Annotated in this window: 22 protein-coding genes; 17 read left to right on the top strand and 5 right to left on the bottom strand. The window is 53.3% G+C overall.

Going from position 1 to position 22,642, the window contains the following annotated elements:
• Positions 1 to 23: 23 nt before the first annotated feature.
• The 5 genes from VN24_RS02775 to VN24_RS02750 all read left to right on the top strand — a co-directional run bounded on the left by VN24_RS02775 (position 24) and on the right by VN24_RS02750 (position 4,925).
• Complete coding sequence (locus tag VN24_RS02775; RefSeq protein WP_045669183.1) at positions 24 to 659, top strand: YigZ family protein; 636 nt, start codon at positions 24 to 26, stop codon at positions 657 to 659.
• 489 nt (positions 660 to 1,148) lie between these two features.
• A complete protein-coding gene (cysT, locus tag VN24_RS02765) occupies positions 1,149 to 1,952 on the top strand; it encodes a sulfate ABC transporter permease subunit CysT (RefSeq protein ID WP_420798622.1) in 804 nt (267 codons plus the stop codon).
• Positions 1,952 to 2,749, top strand: coding sequence for a sulfate ABC transporter permease subunit (locus VN24_RS02760; protein ID WP_045669180.1), 798 nt, complete (start codon positions 1,952 to 1,954; stop codon positions 2,747 to 2,749). Before cysT ends, VN24_RS02760 begins: the two co-directional genes overlap by 1 nt.
• A 1-nt stretch (position 2,750) precedes the next feature.
• A complete protein-coding gene (locus VN24_RS02755) occupies positions 2,751 to 3,815 on the top strand; it encodes a sulfate/molybdate ABC transporter ATP-binding protein (protein WP_045669179.1) in 1,065 nt (354 codons plus the stop codon).
• 27 nt (positions 3,816 to 3,842) lie between these two features.
• A complete protein-coding gene (locus tag VN24_RS02750; RefSeq protein ID WP_238590811.1) occupies positions 3,843 to 4,925 on the top strand; it encodes a sulfate ABC transporter substrate-binding protein in 1,083 nt (360 codons plus the stop codon).
• A 406-nt stretch (positions 4,926 to 5,331) separates the two neighbouring features.
• Here the strand turns inward: VN24_RS02750 and VN24_RS02745 are convergent, their stop codons facing one another.
• Entirely contained in the window at positions 5,332 to 6,135 is an 804-nt protein-coding gene (locus VN24_RS02745; protein ID WP_045669178.1) for a Cof-type HAD-IIB family hydrolase, read from the bottom strand.
• A gap of 250 nt (positions 6,136 to 6,385) precedes the next feature.
• Between VN24_RS02745 and VN24_RS02740 the strand changes: the two genes are divergently transcribed.
• Entirely contained in the window at positions 6,386 to 7,804 is a 1,419-nt protein-coding gene (locus VN24_RS02740) for a S41 family peptidase (RefSeq protein ID WP_052702750.1), read from the top strand.
• 74 nt (positions 7,805 to 7,878) lie between these two features.
• Here VN24_RS02740 and map read toward each other — a convergent pair whose 3' ends face one another.
• Positions 7,879 to 8,631 carry a type I methionyl aminopeptidase gene (gene map, locus VN24_RS02735; RefSeq protein WP_045669177.1) on the bottom strand — a complete coding sequence of 251 codons (753 nt, stop codon included), beginning with the start codon at positions 8,629 to 8,631 and terminating at the stop codon, positions 7,879 to 7,881.
• 271 nt (positions 8,632 to 8,902) lie between these two features.
• Positions 8,903 to 9,118 (bottom strand): hypothetical protein, encoded by a 216-nt coding sequence (locus VN24_RS02730; RefSeq protein ID WP_045669176.1) that lies wholly within the window; start codon positions 9,116 to 9,118, stop codon positions 8,903 to 8,905.
• A 208-nt stretch (positions 9,119 to 9,326) separates the two neighbouring features.
• Between VN24_RS02730 and VN24_RS02725 the strand changes: the two genes are divergently transcribed.
• The 11 genes from VN24_RS02725 (at position 9,327) to VN24_RS02680 (ending at position 20,560) form a co-directional block, all read left to right on the top strand.
• The gene (locus VN24_RS02725; protein ID WP_045669175.1) at positions 9,327 to 9,956 is read left to right on the top strand and encodes a LysE family translocator; all 630 of its coding nucleotides are present in this window, start codon (positions 9,327 to 9,329) and stop codon (positions 9,954 to 9,956) included.
• Positions 9,957 to 10,097: 141 nt separating this feature from the next.
• A complete protein-coding gene (locus VN24_RS02720; protein WP_052702749.1) occupies positions 10,098 to 11,198 on the top strand; it encodes a M20/M25/M40 family metallo-hydrolase in 1,101 nt (366 codons plus the stop codon).
• A 36-nt stretch (positions 11,199 to 11,234) separates the two neighbouring features.
• Entirely contained in the window at positions 11,235 to 12,746 is a 1,512-nt protein-coding gene (locus VN24_RS02715; RefSeq protein ID WP_052702748.1) for an FGGY-family carbohydrate kinase, read from the top strand.
• Positions 12,747 to 12,975: 229 nt separating this feature from the next.
• Positions 12,976 to 13,737, top strand: coding sequence for a DeoR/GlpR family DNA-binding transcription regulator (locus VN24_RS02710; protein ID WP_045669173.1), 762 nt, complete (start codon positions 12,976 to 12,978; stop codon positions 13,735 to 13,737).
• A gap of 316 nt (positions 13,738 to 14,053) precedes the next feature.
• Positions 14,054 to 14,878 carry a BtpA/SgcQ family protein gene (locus VN24_RS02705; protein ID WP_045669172.1) on the top strand — a complete coding sequence of 275 codons (825 nt, stop codon included), beginning with the start codon at positions 14,054 to 14,056 and terminating at the stop codon, positions 14,876 to 14,878.
• Between the two features lie 10 nt (positions 14,879 to 14,888).
• Entirely contained in the window at positions 14,889 to 16,049 is a 1,161-nt protein-coding gene (locus tag VN24_RS02700) for a BMP family ABC transporter substrate-binding protein (RefSeq protein WP_238590810.1), read from the top strand.
• Between the two features lie 100 nt (positions 16,050 to 16,149).
• Positions 16,150 to 17,697 (top strand): ABC transporter ATP-binding protein, encoded by a 1,548-nt coding sequence (locus VN24_RS02695; protein ID WP_045669171.1) that lies wholly within the window; start codon positions 16,150 to 16,152, stop codon positions 17,695 to 17,697.
• Complete coding sequence (locus VN24_RS02690; protein WP_045669170.1) at positions 17,690 to 18,739, top strand: ABC transporter permease; 1,050 nt, start codon at positions 17,690 to 17,692, stop codon at positions 18,737 to 18,739. Before VN24_RS02695 ends, VN24_RS02690 begins: the two co-directional genes overlap by 8 nt.
• A complete protein-coding gene (locus VN24_RS28395) occupies positions 18,732 to 19,079 on the top strand; it encodes an ABC transporter permease subunit (protein WP_274520412.1) in 348 nt (115 codons plus the stop codon). The genes VN24_RS02690 and VN24_RS28395 overlap by 8 nt, the downstream gene beginning before the upstream one ends.
• The gene (locus VN24_RS28390; protein ID WP_274520440.1) at positions 19,073 to 19,672 is read left to right on the top strand and encodes an ABC transporter permease; all 600 of its coding nucleotides are present in this window, start codon (positions 19,073 to 19,075) and stop codon (positions 19,670 to 19,672) included. Before VN24_RS28395 ends, VN24_RS28390 begins: the two co-directional genes overlap by 7 nt.
• Before the next feature lie 84 nt (positions 19,673 to 19,756).
• Positions 19,757 to 20,560: a creatininase family protein gene (locus VN24_RS02680; RefSeq protein ID WP_045669169.1), complete on the top strand. Its 804-nt coding sequence runs from the start codon at positions 19,757 to 19,759 to the stop codon at positions 20,558 to 20,560.
• Between the two features lie 555 nt (positions 20,561 to 21,115).
• Here the strand turns inward: VN24_RS02680 and VN24_RS02675 are convergent.
• The gene (locus VN24_RS02675; protein WP_045669168.1) at positions 21,116 to 21,877 is read right to left on the bottom strand and encodes an ABC transporter permease; all 762 of its coding nucleotides are present in this window, start codon (positions 21,875 to 21,877) and stop codon (positions 21,116 to 21,118) included.
• A 2-nt stretch (positions 21,878 to 21,879) separates the two neighbouring features.
• Positions 21,880 to 22,638: an ABC transporter ATP-binding protein gene (locus tag VN24_RS02670; protein ID WP_045669167.1), complete on the bottom strand. Its 759-nt coding sequence runs from the start codon at positions 22,636 to 22,638 to the stop codon at positions 21,880 to 21,882.
• Positions 22,639 to 22,642 lie beyond the last annotated feature (4 nt).

Here is a 22,642-nt window from a genome sequence, read left to right as displayed (position 1 = left end):
GGCATTTAAGGGGGACAAGTTTTATGTTGTCCCGCTATAAAACGCTGACCCGTCAGGACAGCAAAGAAATCGTCATCCGCAAATCGCGTTTCATCGGGCACGCGAAGCCGGTCGAATCGGAGGAAGAGGCGATCGCCTTCATCGAGGAGATCAAGAAGCTTCACTGGAACGCAACGCACAACTGTTCCGCGTATGTGGTCGGCGAGCGCGACGAATGCCAGCGGCAGTCGGACGACGGGGAGCCAAGCGGCACGGCCGGCAAGCCGATCCTGGAAGTCATCAAGCACCAGCAGCTGAAAAATGTCGCAATCGTCGTGACCCGTTACTTCGGCGGCATTTTGCTCGGCGCCGGCGGACTGATCCGGGCTTATACGGACGGAGCGGTAGCCGCTATCGAGGCCGGGCAGCCCGTCATGAAGGTGCTGTACCGCGAAGTGAAGGTTGAGGTTGACTATACGTGGTACGGCAAGCTGGAAAACGAGCTGCATGCCCGCGGCTATAAGGTGCAGGGGGCCGATTTTACCGACAAGGTAACGGTTGCCTGCCTGCCGCTTGATGAAGAGGCGGACCGCTTTATCGCCTGGATGACCGATTTCACCCAAGGACAGTCCGTTGTGACGATGGGCGAGCCGCTTTATATCGACGAACCGGTGGAGTAAAGGCAATGTCTACTGGCGGTGATTTAATGCCCGCTGCACGGGCGGATCATTCTTCCGATCGCTGTTGTCCCCAGATTTCTTTGATTTAAACCGCGACTGCGGTCGAAATCCGGGGACAAAGCGTATGCTTCCGAAGTGGCTTTCTTGCAGAAAGCCTTTAGGCGAACGCTGGCGCTTCTCCAGAACGATTCCGCCCTTTCCGCTCCCTAAAGCACGAAGTTCGACTTTGCCCTGTGAGGGGCAAGCAATAATAATCCCGGCCGTATTCAGCGGCCGGGATTTTTTTTGGGATGGATGTGGGATCATATATTAGGGAACCTCATCATTCTTATCAGTTTTCTAAATATAAGCATTGACGGGACGGGTCTCGTTCTGCTACATTATTAATACCTAGTAAATTAATAGGAATTGACAATAAAATGAACTAATGATGCTATCAGACCGCTTCAAGAGCTCGAGCTTAGGAGGGTAATCGGGAAAGTGAACACCATGATGCGCAGCCGCTGGTGGAGCTTCGGATTTCGAAGCACCGTCATGCTCTATTTTGTACTCTTAATTGTTCTGCCCATTGCGGGCATTTATATCCAGTCATTTTCCGATGGATGGGGGCCGTTCTGGGAAAGCATTGCCGATCCGCTTGCCTGGAAAGCAGTGCTGCTTACGATACGGCTCGCTGTAATATCCACGCTTATAAACGTACTGCTGGGCACGATGATCGGCTGGGTGCTGATCCGCTACCGCTTTCCGGGCAGACGGCTGCTCAACAGCTTCGTCGATTTGCCCTTTGCGCTGCCGACCGCAGTCGGCGGGCTGATGATTTTGCTGCTGCTCGGCCCGCGCAGCTGGGTCGGGGCGGCGGCGGCCAAGCTCGGCTATGACATCGTTTATCATTCGCCCGCGATCGTCATTGCGATGGTATTCGTCACCTTTCCGTTCGTGATCCGGGCCGTGCAGCCGCTGCTGGAGGAGATGGAGCCGTCGGAAGAGGAGGCGGCCTATACGATGGGCGCTTCCAAACAGCTGACCTTCTTCAAAGTGATTCTGCCGACGATGCTGCCGGGAATCGTAAGCGGCGCGATGCTTGCCTTTTCCAGGGCGCTTGCGGAATTCGGCGCTGTCGTGCTCGTTGCCGGCAACATTCCCGGCAAAACATTGATCGCATCCGTCTATATATTCGGCGAAATCGAAAGCGACGATCCGCAAGGGGCTGCGGCGGTTTCAGTGCTGCTGCTGACGCTTTCGTTTCTGATCCTTTGGGGCATCAACATCGTCCAGACAAGGAGGCAGAGCTGATGAGACGGCTGTGGATCACGCTTACCTATCTCGTATTTATCGTACTCATTATTATCCCGCTCATAAAGATTTTTACCGGCTCGTTCGATCAAGGCTGGAGCGGCTTCGTATCCGCGCTTGCCCGTCCGGAAGCGGGACATGCGCTGATGATGACCGGCATACTCGTCGTTACGGTTACGGCAATTAACACGTTGTTCGGCGTCATGCTTGCGCTTTATCTCGTTCGCGCTTCGTGGCTCGGTCCGCGCCTTAAAGGGCTTTTGAACAGCATCGTCGATTTGCCTTATGCGGTATCGCCGGTTATCGGCGGTCTCATGATCGTGCTGCTGCTCGGACCGGAAAGTGCGGCAGGCGCGCTGCTCGAAGATGCCGGCGTCAAAATCGTCTACGCTTTGCCGGGGATGATCATTGCGACGCTGTTCGTTACGTTTCCGCTGATGGTGCGCGAGATTATGCCGGTATTGCAGGAAATCGGCGCGCAGCAGGAAGAGGCGGCTTCGACGCTCGGCGCATATTCATGGTACACCTTCTGGAAGGTGACGTGGCCGTCGATCCGCTGGGGCGTCATTTACGGCATCGTGCTCACCGTGGCGCGGACGCTCGGCGAATTCGGCGCGGTGCTCGTCGTATCGGGCAACATCATCAACCTGACGCAAACCGCCACGACGCTTGTTTACCAGGATGTTGAAAATTTTAATGTCACAGCCGCGAATGTGGTAGCGCTTGTCCTTGCCGCCTTCTCGGTCGGACTGCTTCTTATAATGGAATGGGCCAAAAAGCGAAAGGAAGTGCATTGACATGCATATCGAGGTTAAGGGATTAAACAAACAATTCGGCGATTTTCATGCGGTCAGAGACGTTAGCTTCGAAATCGAGAAGGGTCATCTGATCGGCCTGCTCGGACCGAGCGGCGGCGGCAAGACGTCGATTCTGCGCATGCTGGCCGGTCTGGAATCCCCAACCTCCGGCGATATTATTTTTCACGGCAAGCGGGTGAACGACCTGCCTCCGCAGGAGCGGGGCATCGGCTTCGTTTTTCAAAACTACGCTCTGTTCAAGCATATGACAGTGTTTGACAATATCGCTTTCGGTCTGAAGGTGAAAAAGCAGAAGAAAGAGCAAATTCGCGAACGTGTCATGTCGCTTGTGGAACTTACGGGTCTTAAAGGCTTCGAGCACCGCTATCCGCAGCAGCTGTCCGGCGGCCAGCGCCAGCGTGTCGCGTTTGCCCGGGCGCTTGCGCCCGAACCGCAGCTGCTGCTGCTCGACGAGCCGTTCGCGGCGATCGACGCCAAAATCCGCACCGAGCTGCGCACTTGGCTTAAGGAAATGATCGAGCGCGTCGGCATCACCTCGATCTTCGTTACGCACGACCAGGACGAAGCGATCGAAGTGGCGGACGAAATTATGATCATCAACAAGGGGCGTCTGGAGCAAAAAGGGACCCCGTGGGATATTTATAAAAAGCCGGAAACGCAATTCGTGGCCAGCTTCATCGGCGAATCCACTTTTGTGGAAGATATTGCGCAAATCAAGGGCTTCAGCGATGCTGCCGTTTGGCCGGGTACGAAGGGGCTTATTCGCCCCGAGTATATCGAGATCGGCAAGCCGGGAGAAATTACGCTGGCATCGGCCGCCATTCGCGGTACGGTGAAGCATCTGCATTTCCGCGGAAGCGAGTGGATGGTGGAAATCGAGATCGGAGGAACCAAGCTCATCACTTACCGGTCTTTGGAAAAAGAAGTGCTGCAACCCGGTGAGGCCGTTGACGTGCTTGTGCACCGCGCGTACCTTTTCAATAACGACGACAGCTGGATTATGGAAAACAAGCTGAAGGAAGATCCGATGCCGGTCATTATTTAAATCGCAGAAAGCGTTGTGTGAAACATTATGATCGATAAAGCTCATCTAATGAGGCCTTCCCTGCGTTGGGGGGCCCTTATCCTATTAGCTCTATCCGTGCTCGTCTCCGGCTGCGCAGGAAGCGGCGGGCAAACGGCGGACGGCGAAAGCAAGACGGCAGCCCCTGCAAAAGGCGACGTCACGCTCGTCATCGGCGCATATTCGACTCTGCGCGATGTGATGCAAACGATTTTGCCTGAATTTCAGACGTACTGGAAACAGAAAACGGGTCAGACCGTGACGTTTCAGGAGTCGTACGAAGCTTCCGGAACGCAGGCGCGCGCCATTGTCGGCGGCTTCGAAGCCGATGTGGCGCTGCTGTCGCTGGACGGCGACCTGCAGAAGATCAAGGATGCGGGACTGATTACGCATGATTGGTCCAAGGAGCCGGACGGCGGGATGATTACCCGTTCGATCGCCGTCATCGGCGTCCGCAAGGGCAATCCGCTTCATATTGCCGGCTGGGAAGATCTGATGGGGAGCAGGGTCAAAGTGCTTTATCCGAACCCGCAGACGTCCGGCGGCGCCCAGTGGGACATCAACGCGATGTACGGAGCGGGCCTCAAGAAGTCCGAGGCGGAAACGGGCAAAAAAGACCCGGCGTACGGCAAAGCGTACCTGGAGCGGATCCATGCCAATATCGAGTCGCTGGACAAAAGCGGCCGGGCTTCGATGGCAGCTTTTGAATACGGCGTCGGGGATGCCATCGTCACGTATGAGAATGAGTTGATCGCCCGCATCCAAAAAGGAGTGCCCTACGATATCGTCATTCCGCGCGATACGATGCTGATTGAGAATCCCGGCACCGTCGTCGACCGCAACGCGGACAAGCACGGAACCCGCGAGGTAGCGGAAGCGTTCATGGACTTTCTGCGCGGCAAGGAAGCGCAGACCGCATTAGCGGAGAACGGCTTCCGCCCGGTAAATGCGGAGGTGGAGGCCGCTTACAAGGACCGGTTCACCGTACCGCAAGGACTGTTCGATATTGAATATTTGGGCGGATGGGATGAAGTGAAGAAGACGCTTTATTCGAAGCGCGGAATTTGGTATCAGGTACTGGCGGGGATATAGACGAAAAAGCCTTCGGTCGGTTGGGATGGGGCTGCGATCGCGCGCATCCCCAGGTTCGTAGGTGAAAAACGGCCGCTGCGCGGCTGACTCGTGCTTCCGATCGCTCTTGTAGCCGGATCGTATTGAATATAACCCTAGCAGGGTTACGATCCGTCTACAAAGGCGAACGCTTCGCTTCTCCAGTCACGAGTCAGCCGCTCCGCTTGCTTTTCACTCTATGAACCCGGGACAAGCGTCGGCTGCGTATCTCGCTTCCATGCTAATCACTCGCCCGCTTTTCCGGCTAAAAACATCTCCGCCAGTCTTTTGTGGGGAGTAAAGAAAAAACCGTTTCTTCAAATGAATGGAATTCCATTCATTTTGGAAGAAACGGTTTTTTCAGCTGGTTTACAAAGCAGAAAAAAATTTACTTCGCAGCATTCAAAATAAACGTATCGATAACGTGCTTGACCCCTTCATCGTTGTTGGACTTCGTGACGAAGCCGGCGATTTCTTTGAGCGCGGGAAGGGCGTTGTCCATGGCCACGCCAAGCCCCGCTTCCATCAGCATTTCACGGTCGTTCCAGGAATCGCCGATCGCGATCGTTTCCTCCATGGTGCAGCCGATATGCTCGGCCATAAAACGCAGAGCATGGCCTTTCGTTCCTTCTTTATGCAAAAACTCCAAGTAATGCGCTTTTGACTTCGTAATGTGAACACGGTCTCCAATGATCGGCTGCAGCTGGAGGGCGATTTCGTCCAGCACGTCGGGATCATCGATGATCAGCATTTTGGTAGAAGGCTTCGTAAGGAGAGTGTCGTAATCGGGTTCGACGACATAAGGGATTTTTGACAGCTGGGAATAAAGACGCGCCTTTTCATTTTCTTCTTTGACATAGAGCACATCGTCGATATACAGCTGGAGGTGCAGCCCTTTCTCCTCGCAGAAATCGTACAGCTGTTTGGCCGCGTCTTCCGGAACACTGCGTTCATAGAGCACTTTTCCGTCCAGCAGCGTCTTGACCATCGACCCTTGGTACGTAATGATCGGCACGTTTAACCGGATTTGATCGGCAATTTTTCGGGCGGAAGCAAACATTCTGCCCGTTGCCAGCGTTACGGTGACGCCTTGCGCGATCGCCTGCTCCAGCGCCTGGAGAGTGGCGTCCGTCACTTGCAGATCGTCGGTCAGCAGTGTATCGTCCACATCAATGGCTATTAATTTGTACATTTTTCTCTCCTGCTCCTCTCATCACTCGGTAAGCTAGGTTGATTGTAGCCCAAATTTCAGGTTCGTTCAAGAAGCATCGGCCTTTCTCTGTGGTAACACTGATTGGGGATCCTAATCGGGCTTTCACTCCGGGCCGGCGTTGCGGTGCTGATGGCGGCTTGCTGAACCCCCCTGAAGATACGGCGGTTTGAACCGAATGCCGGAATAGGATAAAGTAAAAGATACAGTTATTTGGAACGGAGCGATGAAGATGCAATGGGTCAAAAACAGGGACGGAAGAAGGCGTTATTCGACTTTCGGCATTTTGGCGGCGTTTATATTTTTGCTGGTCGGGTTTATGATCGGACGGTTGTCGATGACGCTGCAGTATCCGATTCTTTCGGAGAAAGCGTTCGGCAATTTGAGCAAATCGTATCAGGAAATCAAGAACGATTATTTATTCGGGGTAAAGCCCGGTCAGCTTATAAACGGTGCCGTGAAAGGGATGGTCGCCTCATTGGAAGACCCGTATTCCGTCTATTTGCCCGGCGAACAAGGCGAAGATTATATGAAGAGCTACCAGCCTGAGTTTGTCGGAATCGGAGTCGAGGTAAGGATTGAGGACGGAAACTATATCATTGACTCCGTCATTAAAGGAACGCCGGCCGAGAAGAACGGTCTGATGGCGGGCGATCTGCTGGCGAAGGTGGACGGTACGGCTGTCAGCGGCAAATCGATGGCCGAGCTAGTCGGCCTGCTGCGCGGAAAAGAAGGGACGAAGGTTAAGGTGACGCTGTTGCGTCCGGGAACGGGCAAGCAGATCGTGACGGAATTGACCCGTGCGCAAATTCCGGTTACGACCGTATCCTCGGAGATGAAAAATGACGGAATCGGAAAAATAACGATTTCCCGCTTTGCGCAGTCAACGGCCGATGAATTCAACAAAGCGTTTGATTCGCTTCAGAAGAAAGGGATGAAATCGCTGCTGCTGGACATGCGCTCCAACCCGGGCGGTCTGCTCGTACCGACGATCGAAATCGCCAACCGGCTCGTGCCGAAGGGCAAGCTCGTTCTGGAGGTAGACCATAAAGACAAGAAGAAAGTCCAAACCTACCGTTCCAAGCAGCAAAAACCGATTCAGCTGCCAATCGTCGTACTGGTTGACGGCCAGACGGCAAGCGCAGCCGAAGTGCTGACCGCCGCGCTGAAGGAATCGGCGGGGGCGACGGTTGTCGGGACGACGACGTTCGGGAAAGGGATTGTGCAAACGTTCGGCCAATTCCGCGATCGCTCCGTTTTGAAGCTGACGGAAGCGCAGTGGAAAACGCCGAACGGCGAATGGATCCATAAGAGGGGTGTCGATCCGGACGAAAAAGTTGAGCCTCCCTCTTACGCATCGCTGCCGGCAATTCCGACCGGAATTCATCTGAAAAGGAACGATTACGGAGATAACGTCAAAACACTGCAGTCCATGCTGGTAGCGCTCGGCTACAAGACCGGGGATTCGCCCGGAATTTTCAATGAATCAACCGTAACGGCATTGCAGCATTTTCAGCAAGCCGAAGGATTGACCGTAGACGGCGAGCTTACCGACAAAACGGCTTACCGTTTAATGGAGCGTCTGCGCTCCAAGCTGGCGGAGGAGGACCCGCAGCAGGCCGCCGGACTCAAGCTGCTGCGGAACCGGTAGAGTTGGGCTGCATCCGCGCGATCCGCCATCCGGCCGCATGCAGGTTTTGGAAGATTTCTCGGAATACTGCCGGCCTATCCGTTCTGATCGGTCAATATGAGCGGTCCGTCTGCGGTTATGGCGATGGTGTGCTCATATTGGGCCGAGCGCTTGCCGTCCGCCGTGCGGCAGGTCCATCCGTCGCGATCGATTTGCATATAAAAGGTGCCTTCGTTAATCATCGGCTCGATTGTAAACACCATCCCTTCTTTTAAACGGAAGCCTTTGCCCGGCTTGCCGACATGGGAGATGTTCGGTTCCTCGTGCAGCTCCGTGCCGATGCCGTGTCCAAGCAAATCGCGCACGACGGAAAATCCGCTGCTCTCGGCATGCTGCTGCAAAGCGTGCATGACATCGCCGATCCGGTTGCCTGCGACCGCTTTTTCGATTCCGATGTCGAGACATTCGCGGGTGACGTTCATCAGCTTGCGCGACGATTCGGAGATTTCGCCGACCGCATAGGTCCATGCCGAATCGCCCAAATAACCGCCCGCCTCGACTACAATATCGATTGTCACGATATCCCCTTCTTGAAGCGGGGTGGCGTTTGGAAAGCCGTGCGCAATAACATCGTTGACGGAAGCGCAAGTGGCGAAAGGATAACCATTGTAGCCGACCGTATAGGGAATCGCGCCCTGCTTGCGAATCATATCCTCTACGAATGCGTCAATTTCAAGAGTCGTAATCCCCGGTTTGATCATGCCTGCGATCTCGCGGTGGCAGCCGGCAACGATGCTTCCGGCGAGACGCATCCGTTCGATCTGCTCAGGTGTTTTTAAGCGAATCATTCGTTGTGTCCTCCATCTCAATATTTAAAATGACTTTGCACAATCAGCATTCTTCAAATCATCTTAAAAATTACGTTACTCCAACCTTCCGTTGAAATCAACATTGATATATGTAAGCAAAAAACATGAAAACCCGGGCTGCTGGAGACATTTCGGCGTGAACGACCGAATTCTCCAATAACCCGGGTATGGGTAACTCCAAATACCGATTACATGCGGGGAACGGGGAACGAGCCTGGTGTCGAGGCCGCAGCTTCATCCGGCATCCTCATTATACTTTATGAGGAGACTTGCGGTGTTTTCCGCTTTCGTCCTCCGGCTGTGCAGCATCCAGTTTGTCCGACGTATCGCGGTAAAGAAAGCTTTTGTGCGTTCTGTCTTTTTTTCTCGCCCAAAGAATCAGCAGCACGAGCAGGACAACCGTCAGCAGAATGGCCGGATACATAAAACCGCCGATAAACAGAAAAAAACGCCGAAGTATATCCATTATGTCATCACCTCTTATCCGGTTCTTACCCTGAAACAGCCGGTGTTAACGCTTTAAGCCGCCATTTTTGTCGAACAACATCATTAATTTATCCAAAAAAGCAAAAAAAACTCGGACTTTATTGGCGAAAAATGAACATTTTGTTTCCAGAAAACGGATAGGGGTGCTATGATAACGGAAAGGTTGTTCGCGAAAGGACACGACGACGATGCTGATCTTATTGAAGGGGATTCTGATCGGATTATCGATTGCCGCGCCTGTCGGACCCATTGGTGTTTTGTGCATCAAAAGGACGTTAAACCAGGGGAGACTATTCGGATTCGTTTCCGGGTTAGGCGCCGCTTCGGCAGACGCTCTTTACGGCTTGATTGCCGCTGTCGGTTTTAATGTCATTACGGAACTATTGATCGGACAGCAGATGTGGATTCGACTGTTCGGCGGACTTTTTCTCTGTTATTTGGGCTATCAAGCGATGAAGACGAATACGAAGACGAATGACAGCGGTGACGTAAAAAGGATGGATCGTTTAACGGCGGCCTATGTGACGACGTTCTTTTTGACGATGACCAATCCGTTGACCATTTTATCTTTTCTCGGCGTTTTTGCCGGGATCGGAACGAGCGGAACGATGACATTAAGTTCATTTCAGATGGTAATCGGGATATTTATCGGCTCCATGATATGGTGGTTATTTTTAAGCATTGTTACCGGAACCGTCAGACAAATGCTAAACGCAAACGCGATGCGATGGATAAACCGGTTATCGGGAATCGTTTTGATCGTGTTTGGGGTCGTTTCTTTAGTTAAAATGATCGGGGACTTGGCTGTAATTCAATGACTACATGTAAGTAAACTTTACAAGAGATTGAGTTGTTTTATATAATAAAAAGAAAAATATAATCATAAAGGATCATTTTAGAACAAAAAGAATCACGAAAAGACGCAAAACTGTTTCTTTTCGCGGAAGGAGCTTTTGCCGTTGCTGCAGCCAGACGAACTGAAATCGACGTTGAAAGATTACATGGGCACAATCCGCCTTTCCGGCTACGAATCGCGTATGGCTTACAAGTTCAAAGAGGATTTGTCCCGGTACGCGGACCGGGTGAAGATCGATAAAATAGGCAATGTCATCGGCACCATCGAAGGGACCGATCCGGAGGCTCCGAATGTGATGGTGTTTGCGCATATGGATGTGATCGGGTTCGTTATTAGCCGGATCGAGCCGGACGGGTTTCTGCGCATCGAGCGGGTCGGGGGCATCTCCGAGAAGATCGTGCAAGGAATCGCCGTTATGGTCGGCAGCGAGAACGGACAATATTTTCCGGGCATGATCGGGGCGAAAGCGTATCACATTCAATCGCCGGAGGACAAAGCGAAAGTCGACCCGTTCTCCTCGCTATTTGTCGATATCGGCGCCAAGAGCGAGAAGCAGGTGAACGAGCTGGGCATTTACGTCGGCTGTCCGGTTACGTTTGCCCCTCATTATGTCGAGATGCTGGACAGCCGCGTGGCAGGGGCCTATATCGACGATGCCGCCGGATTGACCAATCTCGTTCAGATCGCGTCAATCATCTCGGATCAACGGCCGCGTTGTACGGTTCATCTCGTCGGAACGGTGATGGAGGAGTTTAACGCAAGAGGGGCGATGATGGCGGCAAGATCGGTGAAGACGGATATGGCGATCTGTTTGCTCGGGCCGGGCGCCGGCGATACGCCGGATCAGCGGGGCGTGAACAATGTCGTCCTGGGCGGAGGTCCTGCGGTGACGATGTTCAATTTTCATGGGAAAGGAACGTTGAACGGCAACATTGCGCACCAGGGCATGTACCAATTGCTCAAAAAGACGGCGCAGGAGCTGGACATTCCGCTGCAGCGAAGCGCGGCGCGCGGGGCGCTGACGGATACGGCTTATTTGCAGCTGGAAAATGACGGAATCCCTTGTCTCGATATGGGCATGCCGGACCGTTACAGCCATTCCCCGATGGAAACGTGCGATTTGCGGGATTTGGAGCAGGTCGGGCTGCTGGTTGCCGGATTTCTTGCCTCCGTCGACCGGAATTTTAATTTGAACCGGTATTAAACCGGGCGGATAACGCGACAGAAAGGGAGGATGGGATTGGAACGGGACGTGCTGATGGGAATCGACGGCGGCACCGGAAGCGTAAGGGTCGGCTTCTACGATCTGCAGGGCAATCCGCTTGGCTTCTCCGCCACCGAATACGAAACGAAGCATTTGCATCCCGGCTGGGCGGAGCAGTCGCCGGACGATTGGTGGGCGGCGCTGAAGGAGAGTGTAAGGAAGGGCCTTGCGGCGACGGGAATCGCCAAGGAGAGAATCGCCGCGATCAGCTCGGCGACGACCAGCTGCAGCGTCGTGCTGTGCATAGAAGACGGCACCCCGGTGCGGGACAGTCTGATCTGGATGGACGTGCGGGCCGCGCAGGAAGTGATCGATATTGCCGAGCTGACCGGCTCGAGGCTGTCGGCCGAATGGATGCCGGGCAAGCTGTTGTGGCTGAAGAGAAACGAGCGGGAGCATTACGACAAAGCGGAAATATTTTGCGAATACCAGGATTGGCTGACCTATCGGCTGACGGGAATGTGGTCGATCAACATCAACAATTCCTGCAACTGGGGATACAATGCTCGGGAGGGCGGCTTCGCGGAAGATTTTTACCGGCGGCTGGAGATGGAGGAAGCGGTCGCGAAATTCCCGAAGCAGCGCGTGTTCGCGGTCGGAGATGCGATCGGGACGATTACGAAGGAAGCGGCCGACGAGCTTGGTCTCGGATATGACACACTGGTGGCGCAGGGCGGAATCGATGCTTCGATCGGCGTTCTCGGCATGGGGGTGTACGAACCGGGGAAAATCGCGCTTATTACCGGCTCCTCCAACCTCGCGATGGCGCTGACGGAGGAAGCGATGTTTAACGAAGGCGGCATCAACACCGGACCGGACAATTTGATCAAAGGCTACTATACGGCATACCGGGGACAGGTTTCTTCCGGTTCAATTTTGAGCTGGTTCAAACGGGAGCTATGCAAAGATTTGGAAGGCGGCGAGGAAAGCGCCTACGATATTCTGAACCGCGAAGCGAAAGAGCTGCCGATCGGTTCGGACGGTTTGGTCGTGCTCGATTATTGGCAGGGCAACCGGCACCCTTATCTCGATTCGAAAGTGAGGGGCATGTTTTACGGGCTGTCGCTCCATCATACGAGAGCGCATATGTACCGCGCGCTGATGGAAGGCATCGCGTTCGGCACGGAAAATCTGCTCGCCCAATTCCGCGAGAACGGATTCCCGGTTCATGAGATCAATATCGCCGGCGGTACGACCCAGTCCGATTTGTTCCTGCAAATTCATGCCGACGTCAGCAATGTCGTCGTCAACGTCCCTTCGGAGCCGCAAGCTCCGTGTCTGGGCGCCGCGATCAGCGCGGCCGCTGCGGCCGGGATCTACCCGAGTCTGGAAGAAGCGGTCAGGGCGATGGTGAGGTTCGATAAAGTGATCAAACCCGATTACGGCAATCATCTGAAGTACCGGCAAATTTTCGGCCAGTACCGCAAAATTTATCCGAATTTCAAAGATTGGATGCACGAAACGACAGATGTCTATTTGAACGCCTGATCGATATACTTGATTGAAGCGCTTGATCGAAACGGTAAGAGCTCGGAAGCAGAGAATGGAGGCTCGGCCCCAGGCCGGGCCCTTTCTTGGCTCCGGTTATTTAGACTTTGTGAAAGCATGTTTTGTTCGCGCTTACAATCGTTCATAATAGGGTAAAGCAGGAATTGGCGCTGCTGCAAGGAATTAAAATGTCTAAGCTAAGTTATTCGAATGCAGAGGTTGTGGTAACGTGTTCCAGATCGAACGCCAGGAGAAAATACTGCAATACATTAACAAAAAAAAGAAGGCAAACATAAATGAATTAAGCACGGCCTTTGACGTGTCGAAGGTTACGATCCGGCGGGATCTCGACGAGCTTGCGGAGAAAGGGCTTGTCGTGAAAATCCACGGCGGGGTCATGTCGATTATGAACAAATTTTCGTACGAGATCCCTTCGGCGAGCAAATTGGAAGCGAATATGGAAGCGAAACGAAAAATCGGCGCCATGGCTGCCGGCATGATCGAGGACGGCGATATCGTCATTTTCGATTCCGGCTCCACGACGCTGGAAGTGTCCAAAAACATCAAGCAGCAGAAACTGACCGTGCTGACCAACGATATCAAAATATCGATGGAAATGGCGCATAAGCGCAACGTCAAGCTGATGGTATCCGGCGGGATTCTGAACGAATCCGTGTACACGCTCGCAGGCGATCAAACCGTCGATTTTTTCAAAAAGGTTCACGTCAACAAGACGTTTCTGGGCTGCGACGCGATCGATTTGAACTTCGGCATTTCGAACCGGACGATGCAGGAAGTCGAAACAAAGAAAGCGATGATCGAAGCGGCCGAAGAAGTGATCATGGTCACGGACAGCAGCAAGCTGAACAAAAAAGTATTTTGTCACCTATGCGATATTTCCGAAATCGACAAGCTGATTATTAATGAGATCGACGATACGTATAAGAGAGAGCTGGAGAAAAAAGGGGTGGAAGTGCTCGTAGCCGAATAAGGCGCCTGCAATGAATCGGTATGTAAAGAGGTCTTGCGGTATGCAGACAACCATGAGCTCGCGGATGCGCAGCTTGAGGCAGTCTGGATGCCGCAAGGCTTTTTTCTGTTTCCCAATCGGAATTGATCAAATAATAAATAAAAAGAAAATAAAAAATCATAAATGATCTTGACGGTTTTGCGCAAGCGCCGCTATAATCATGTTAAATTACATGATAGATTGCGTTATATAATCTATCATAAACAATCAAGAAAATAAGTGCCGGCACTTTCACGATGCCGGAATATGAAAACATCAGATGTTGGAGGCAGCAGCCATGCAGTGGATTAAAGAAACGTTTGGGTCGTACAAACCGATTATCGCGATGTGCCATCTTCGCGCGTTGCCCGGCGATCCGTATTTTGACCTAGGCGGAGGGATGGACAAGGTTGTCGAGTTGGCGAGGCAGGACCTTCACGGGCTGCAGGACGGCGGAGTGGATGCGGTGATGTTCTCCAACGAATTCAGTTTGCCTTACTTGACGAAGGTGAGACCCGAAACGGTCGCATCGATGGCCAGAGTCATCGGCGAGCTGAGGAGCGAAATCAAAATTCCGTTCGGCGTCAATGTGCTTTGGGATCCGATCGCTTCCATCGATTTGGCCGTCGCGACGGGAGCGAAGTTTATCCGTGAAATTATGACCGGCGTGTACGCCAGCGATTTCGGGCTGTGGAACACAAACGTCGGCGAGACGGTCCGGCACAAAATGGAACTTGGCGCCAAGGATTTGAAGATGCTGTTCAACATCGTGCCGGAGGCTTCGAAATATTTGGCGGACCGGGATATTGTCGACATCGCCAAATCGACCGTGTTCAACAACCGGCCGGATGCACTGTGCGTCTCGGGACTCACGGCCGGGGCCGAGACGGACAGCGGCGTTCTGACCCGAGTGAAGCAGGCCGTTCCCGAAACGGCGGTGTTCTGCAATACCGGCTGCAGGCTGGAGACGATCGAGCGGCAGCTTTCGATTGCCGACGGAGCGGTTGTCGGCACGACCTTTAAGGTCGACGGCAAATTCGACAATCTGGTCGATCCTGTCCGTGTGAAAGCTTTTATGGAGAAAGTGAAATCCTTCAGGGGGCAGCACCAAAAATTTAAATAGAAGGAATGTGATGAGTGAAATGAAAAAGGTACTCGTTCTGCTTGCAGCTCTTGTGCTTGTTCTGTCCGCATGTTCGAAACCCGGCAATAACGCAAACCAGGCAGCCGGCACGGCTTCCGAAACGGCAAGCGGTTCGGCAAGCAGCTCATCCGGCGCCGGAGCAGACGGCAAAAAGCTGAAGGTTGTGCTGCTTATTGCCGGCAACCTGGGCGACAAGTCCTTCCACGACTCGGCTAACCGCGGCCTCGATCTCGTTCGCAGCGAACTCGGAGCGGAGACGAAAGTGATCGAGATGGGGACGGACCAGACGAAATGGCAGCCGATCTATGAAGATATCGCAAACCAGGATTGGGACCTCATCATTTCCGGCAACTCGACGGCATCGGAAATTTACCATGCCGTAGCGGCAGAGCATCCGGACAAAAAATTCCTCGACTTCGACACCGATTTCGACGATATTCCGGACAACATGTACGCCATGAGCTACAAAGTGAACGACGCTTCTTTCCTCGCCGGCGCCGTAGCGGCACTAGCCACCTCATCCAGCCTGCCGGGCATGAATCCGGACAAAAAAATCGGCTTCCTCGGAGGCTTGGACGTACCCGGCATCAACGCCTTCCTTGTCGGTTACATCGAAGGAGCCAAGTACATCGACCCCGACATTAAAGTGGTGACTTCCTATGCGGGCGATTTCAGCAACCCGGCGAAGGGCAAAGAGCTTTCGCTCGTGCAATACAAATCCGGCGCGGACGTTATTTTCGGCGCTGCGGGCGGAACGGGGCTCGGCATCTTCGACGCGGCGAAAGAGCAGAAGAAGTACGCGGTCGGCGTCGATTCCGACCAGGCGCTGCTGTTCAAGGATACGGACAGCGACAAGGCGAACCTGATTCTTACCTCTTCCATGAAAAATATCGACCAGTCGATTCTAAAAGCGGTCAAGAGCTTCCAGGATGGAACGCTCACGTATGGCAAACGTGAAGTTCTCGGCTTTGCCGAAGGCGGTACGGGCATCGCGGAGAATGACATTTACAACAAGCTGATGACGCCGGAAATGAAAGGAAAAATCGACGAAATTAAGCAAAAGCTGCTGAACAAAGAAATTACCGTCGACGATGCGAACAGCATGGAAACTTCCGCGATCGAGCAAATCCGCAATTCCGTTAAACCGTAACGTCCGCAAGATTTGACGAAAAGAGGAGATTCTTCGGAATTTCCTTTTTTCCGTCAAATCTTTCCGTTTGGTACCGGCATAAGGGGGGGATGGCTTCACAATGGCAGACGCTTTGCTTGAAATGCGGAATATTACGAAGGTGTACCCGAATGGAGTCGTTGCGAACCAGAATGTTCATTTTTCGTTGTACGACGGGGAAATTCATGCCGTTGCCGGGGAGAACGGCGCCGGCAAATCGACCTTGATGAAGATGATGTTCGGCATGGAAGAGCCGAGCGAGGGCGACATTTATCTCAGAGGCAATAAAGTCAAGCTGCACACCCCGCAGGATGCGATCGCGCTCGGCATCGGCATGGTGCATCAGCATTTCATGCTTGTCAACTCGTTTACCGTTGCGGAGAACATGGTGCTGGGGATGGAGCCGAAGAAAGGGATTGCGATCGATTATCGCGAAGCCGTCAGGCTGACCAAGGAGTATTCCGCCAAGTACAACCTGCAGGTCGATCCTGCGGAGAAGGTGGAAAATCTGTCGGTCGGGATGAAGCAAAAGGTTGAAATTTTGAAGGCGCTCGTAAGAGGCGCCCGCATTCTTATTCTCGACGAGCCGACGGCCGTGCTCACTCCCCAGGAAACCGAGGAGCTGTTCGGACAGCTGAAGCTGCTGAAGGAAAGCGGCCATACGGTTGTATTTATTTCCCACAAGCTGAAAGAAGTGAAGGCGATTTGCGATCGCATCACGATTATGCGCAGCGGCAGAACGGAAGGCATATTCGACATCAGTGAAGTGTCCGAGCAGGAGATTTCCAGGTTGATGGTCGGACGCGACGTCGTGCTGAAATACGAGAAGACCAGCCGGCAGCCGGGAGAAAAAGTGCTGCAGATCGACGACTTCACCTGCAGCACCAAACAGGGCAAGCCGATCTTAAGCCGCATCCGGCTGTCGATCCGCAAAGGAGAAATCGTCGGCATTGCCGGCGTCGAAGGCAACGGACAATCACAGCTGGTGGAAGCCGTTACGGGCCGGCTTGAGGGCGACAGCGGCACCGTTGAGGTGAACGGGACTGCGGTCGGCAAGCTCGATATTGAAGCGATCCGCGGCCTTGGCGTCTCGTACATTCCCGAAGACCGGATGAGGCAGGGAACGGCACGCGAGGCGAGCATACTCGACAATCTGATTTCGACCCGGTACAAGCATAAAGAATGGAGCCGATTCGGCTGGCTGAAACGGACGAAGATGATGAGGCTGACGGAATCGCAAATTGCCGATTTCCAAATTAAAACGTCGGGTCCAACCCAGGAAATCGGCATGCTGTCCGGCGGCAACATGCAGAAAGTCGTCGTCGCCAGGGAAAGCTCGACCGACCCGCAGCTGCTCATCGCCGAGCAGCCGACGCGGGGCGTCGATGTCGGGGCGGCGCAGCTCATTCACCGCAAGCTGCTGGAGCTGAGGAGCAGCGGATGTGCGATTTTGCTCATTTCCGCCGATTTGAATGAAATTTTGGAGCTGAGCGACAGCTTGCTCGTGATGTATGAAGGCGAGATCGTTGCCCATTTCGACAAACCGTCCGAAATAACGGAACAGGAGCTGGGACTTTATATGCTCGGCATCAAGAGACAGGACGAGGTCAGGGGGGCCGTCAATGATTAAGTCCAAACATTTCGAATTCGTACGGACTGCCGCAGTCGTATTGATTGCGCTGCTTCTTACGTTTATTATGATTTCCTTTGTGAGCAGCAAGCCACTGGAAACCATTTTTATTTTTTTATATGAACCTCTGTCTTCCATGTCGCATGCGGGAAACATCGTCGAGATGGCCATTCCGCTCATGTTTACGGGCCTTGCTCTGTCGCTGCTGTTTAAGATGAACATGTTCAACCTGGGCGCGGAAGGCATCTTTTACTTCTCGGGATTGACGGCGGCCGCCGTTGCCATTCATTTCAGTCTGGGCGGCTTCCTTCATCCGGTCGCCGCGATCGTGCTGGGAGGAATCGTCGGGGCTTTAATATCGGCGGTTACCGGTTTTCTGAAAGCAAAATGGAATGCGAACGAGCTGGTTACGTCGCTCATGTTCAACAGCATTCTTTACGGCGTCGGCCAATATTTGCTCAATTACAAGCTTCGGGATGCGGCCGCGTTTCAGACCGCTTCATTCAAGTTCGATCCGACCGCGCTGCTGAGCAGGATCGTCCCCGGAACCCGGATTCATACCGGCCTTATTATCGCGCTCGGCTGCATCGTCGCGGGTCATTACTTTATGTACAAAACCCGGTGGGGTTATGAACTGCGCATGACCGGAGCGAACCGGGAGTTCGCCGAATACTCGGGAATCAAAACCGCCAAAGTGATCATCTTTGTGCATCTGCTTGCGGGCCTCGCTGCCGGTATTGGAGGATCGGTTGAAGTGCTCGGGATGTACAACCGGTTTCAATGGAATGCGCTGCCGGGTTACGGCCTGGACGGAGCGCTCGTCGCCATGCTGGCGAAGAACAATCCGCTCGGCGTCATCGGATCGGCGCTTTTTCTTGCGTACATACGGGTCGGAGCGGACATGATGTCCCGGTACTCCGACGTTCCCGCCGAAATGATCTCGATCGTGCAGGCAGTCATTCTGCTGCTCGTCTCAGCCGATCAGTTCCTCAAGTTCTGGAAAAACAGAATGCTGCTCAAGGAGGCGCAAAAGCATGCATGATTTTCTCGCGGTCATCCTGACGACCGACTTTGCTTTTTCCGTTCTCCGGGTTACGACGCCGATTCTGCTTGCGGCTTTGGGGGCGCTCATTTCCAGCCGGGCGGGCATTGTGAATATCGGATTGGAAGGCATCATGCTCACATCCGCGCTGACGGGAGTGCTCTTAAGCGCTTATACGGGAAGCGCGTGGCTCGGGCTGCTGTGCGCAGCGGTCTCGGGCGTGCTGCTGGCGGGCATTCTCGCTTTTTTCACGCTCCAGTTCAAGACGCACCTCATCCTGGGCGGGATTGCGATTAACGCGTTTGCATCGGGGGAACGGTATTCGTGCTGTTCATGCTGACCGGGGACAAAGGAACTTCCTCCTCGCTGGCAAGCAAGGTGCTCCCATCCATTCATATTCCGCTCGTTGAAAAAATTCCCGTCATCGGACCGATCGTGTCGGGACATCATGTGCTCACTTACGTCTCGATTCTGCTGGCCGCAGCTGTCTATTATATGCTGAGCCGCACGCCGCTCGGCCTGCAAATAAGGGCCGTCGGCGAAAACCGGCACGCGGCCGAATCGGTCGGCATTAAAGTGAAGAAGATTCAATATATCGCGCTGCTGCTCAGCGGCCTGTTCGCAAGTCTTGGCGGTGCTTATATGTCGATGGGTTACCTTTCGCTGTTCACCCGGAACATGACGGCCGGCAGGGGTTGGATCGCGCTTGCCGCGGAATCGATGGGCAGAAGCACGACGGTCGGAACGACGATCACCTCGTTCCTGTTCGGCTTCGCCGAAGCGCTCTCCAATGCGCTGCAGCTGCTGAAAATACCGGCGGAGCTTATTTCCACCGTTCCTTACGTGGCAACGGTTCTCGGCTTGGTCATTTACTCTTATAATGTATCTCGTAAGGCAGGCAAGCTGTCCAAGAAGGAAAAGCGGGTAATGTAAAGGCGGGCAAGTGAGCTCGCACGGTATGAAAGCATGGGCGTCATTCCGGCGCCGACATTCAATCCACTTAAAGGAGCTGATGGCATGATCCGCCAATGGAGCAACTGTACGACAAAGGAAATTGCTGCGATTGACAAAGAGCGCTCGCTCGTCATCGTCCCGATTGGCGCCACCGAACAGCACGGGGCGCATCTTCCGGTCGGAACGGATTCCATCATTTTGGGAAGCCTGCTCGGCGAATTGGAGCAGCGGGTAACGTTTCCAAGTCATGAAGTGCTGCTTACGCCCCTTATTCCTGTCGGCAAAAGCAACGAACATCTCGATTTCCCGGGCACGCTGACCTTCTCGACGACGACGATGTACAATATGGTGGACGACTTGTGCGGATCGATCCGCGCGCACGGATTCGGCAAAGTGCTGCTCATGAACAGCCACGGCGGCAACACCGATCTGCTGAATGTGCTCAGCCGCGATCTGCGGATCAAGCACGATATGGAAGTGTATGTGTTCGACTGGTGGTTCACCTCGTTCTGGAGCGACATTCTCGCTAAAGTGCAGCAATCGGGCGAGTATGGGGTGTTCCACGCGTGCGAGCTGGAAACGTCATTGATGCTTGTTTTCCGCCCGGACCTGGTCGATATGGCGAAAGCGGCCGACGAATTTCCGTCGCCGCAGCTCACCGACAACCGCCACGTTTCAATTAAAGGACCGATCGTGCCGGGGTGGAAAACGCAGGACGTTTCCAAACACGGCGTCATCGGAGCGCCGACACTCGCAAGTGCTGCGAAAGGCCGCGAATTTATCGATTATGCGGTAGTCAAGCTTCATGAAATGATTACGGAAGTGATCGGGACCAACTATAAGGCAAGTTTATCGGACGAGGCATAAAACGTATCATTTTCCGAACGTAGTTGTTGAAGGCCGGCAGTTCATCTGCCGCCCGGCTGTATTGAACTTATGTTTCCAAACCGCTTGTCCGGAGATGACCTGCAACGTGCTGCTGTCCAGTGAAAATAAATTTTTTGACTAGAATTCTTGATTTAATGCGGTTATTAAACGTAAATCGGTAACCCTCTAAAAATGAGTATTAGACAGACACTAAAAAAAGAAACAGCGGCGGACTAGGACTCGAAAATAAGGCCTTAGACTGCCGCTGCTTTGTGCTATCGTTATCCGTTAGCTTAACGGCATCCACGATTTGACGCCTACTTCAATAAAAAAAGGGAACAGGCATCCGTGGCATTCTGCTCCCTGGTTATCTTTATTCCCCATTACTTGACATAAAAGGAGTAATAGAACATCACTTCGCTGCGACGGCATCAATCTCAACGAGCAAAACTGGTGAAGCGAGCGCTTTGACAAATAAGTAACGCCGTCGCTGGTGGTGGGGCGTTTACTTGATGTTTTTGTTGACCACTATCATTATTTTATTGCCTGCAAACATTAAGCAGCTTTCCGTTTGTATGCGCGCACCGCAAATAAATATGCGACGATCAGTATCCCTAAGCACCACGCAAGAGCGACCCAGATATCATTGCCTACCGGTTGACTTGACAATAATGCACGGATGGTTTCTACGATAGAGGTCACCGGCTGGTTTTCGGCAAAGGCGCGTACGACTGACGGCATCGTTTCGGTCGGCACAAAGGCCGAACTGATAAACGGCAGAAAGATAAGCGGATAGGAAAACACGCTAGCACCTTCCACCGATTTCGCGGACAGTCCTGCAATCGCCGCGACCCAAGTCAAAGCCAGCGTAAACAGCACGAGTATGCCGGCTACGGCAAGCCAAGACAGTCCCCCCGCCGACGAGCGAAAGCCCATAATGAGTGCTACGAGAATGATGACGACAACCGATATGGCGTTGGATACCAACGAGGTCAGCACGTGCCCCCACAGCACGGCGGAACGCGAAATCGGCATGGAGTGGAACCGCTCAATTATCCCCCGTTGCTTATCCAAAAACAGGCGGTAAGCCGTATAGGATATACCACTTGCAATCGCAATCAGCAGGATACCGGGCAACAGGTAGTTCACATAGTTATCCATACCGCTTTGGATTGCGCCGCCAAACACATAGACGAACAGTAGCATCATTGCAATCGGAGTGATGCAAACCGTGAAGATGGTGTCCATGCTTCGCAAAATATGGCGCATGGAACGTCCAAGCATCACGCTCATGTCGCTGAAAAAATGCTCATTCATTGTTACTCTCCCTCCTTTTTACCAATGATTGCGAGGAATATCTCCTCCAATGAAGGTTGTTTTTCCACGTACTCCGTCTTTGTGGGCGGGAACAGCTTTTTCAGTTCCTCAAGCGTGCCATTGGCAATAATCCTCCCCTTATGCAAAATGGCAATTCTATCGGCAAGTTGTTCAGCCTCATCCAAATACTGAGTGGTCAGGAATACCGTTGTGCCATCGTCGGCAAGCTCCTTGACAATCTTCCAAGCCTCAATGCGTGCCTCGGGGTCAAGACCTGTGGTCGGCTCGTCGAGGAAAATGAGCTGCGGTTTTCCGATCAGGCTCATGGCAATGTCGAGCCTGCGGCGCATACCGCCCGAATAGGTGGACACCCTGCGGTCGGCGGCGTCGTTCAAGCCGAAGCGATTCAGTAAATCATCCGCGACATGGCGCGGATGTTTAAGGTGTCGCAGTTTGGCGATCATGATAAGATTTTCCCGCCCGGTCAATATCTCGTCCACGGCGGCAAATTGCCCGGTCAGACTGATCGCATGCCGCACATTCTCGGGTTTTGAAGCGACGTCAAATCCGTTTACGGTGGCGGTGCCTCCGTCCTGTTTGAGCAGCGTGGTGAGGATTCTGACAAACGTCGTCTTGCCCGCGCCGTTGGAGCCGAGCAGGGCGAAAATCTCACCTCGCTTCACTTCAAAATCGATGCCCTTTAGGACTTCTGTGTCCTTGAAAGACTTTCGCAGACCTTTCACTTCAATTACTTTTTCCATCCCG

Source organism: Paenibacillus beijingensis, assembly GCF_000961095.1.
GTDB classification, from domain to species: Bacteria; Bacillota; Bacilli; order Paenibacillales; family Paenibacillaceae; genus Paenibacillus_O; species Paenibacillus_O beijingensis.
Note: the sequence above shows the minus strand (reverse complement) of the source record. Positions and strands in the feature narration are given on the sequence as shown.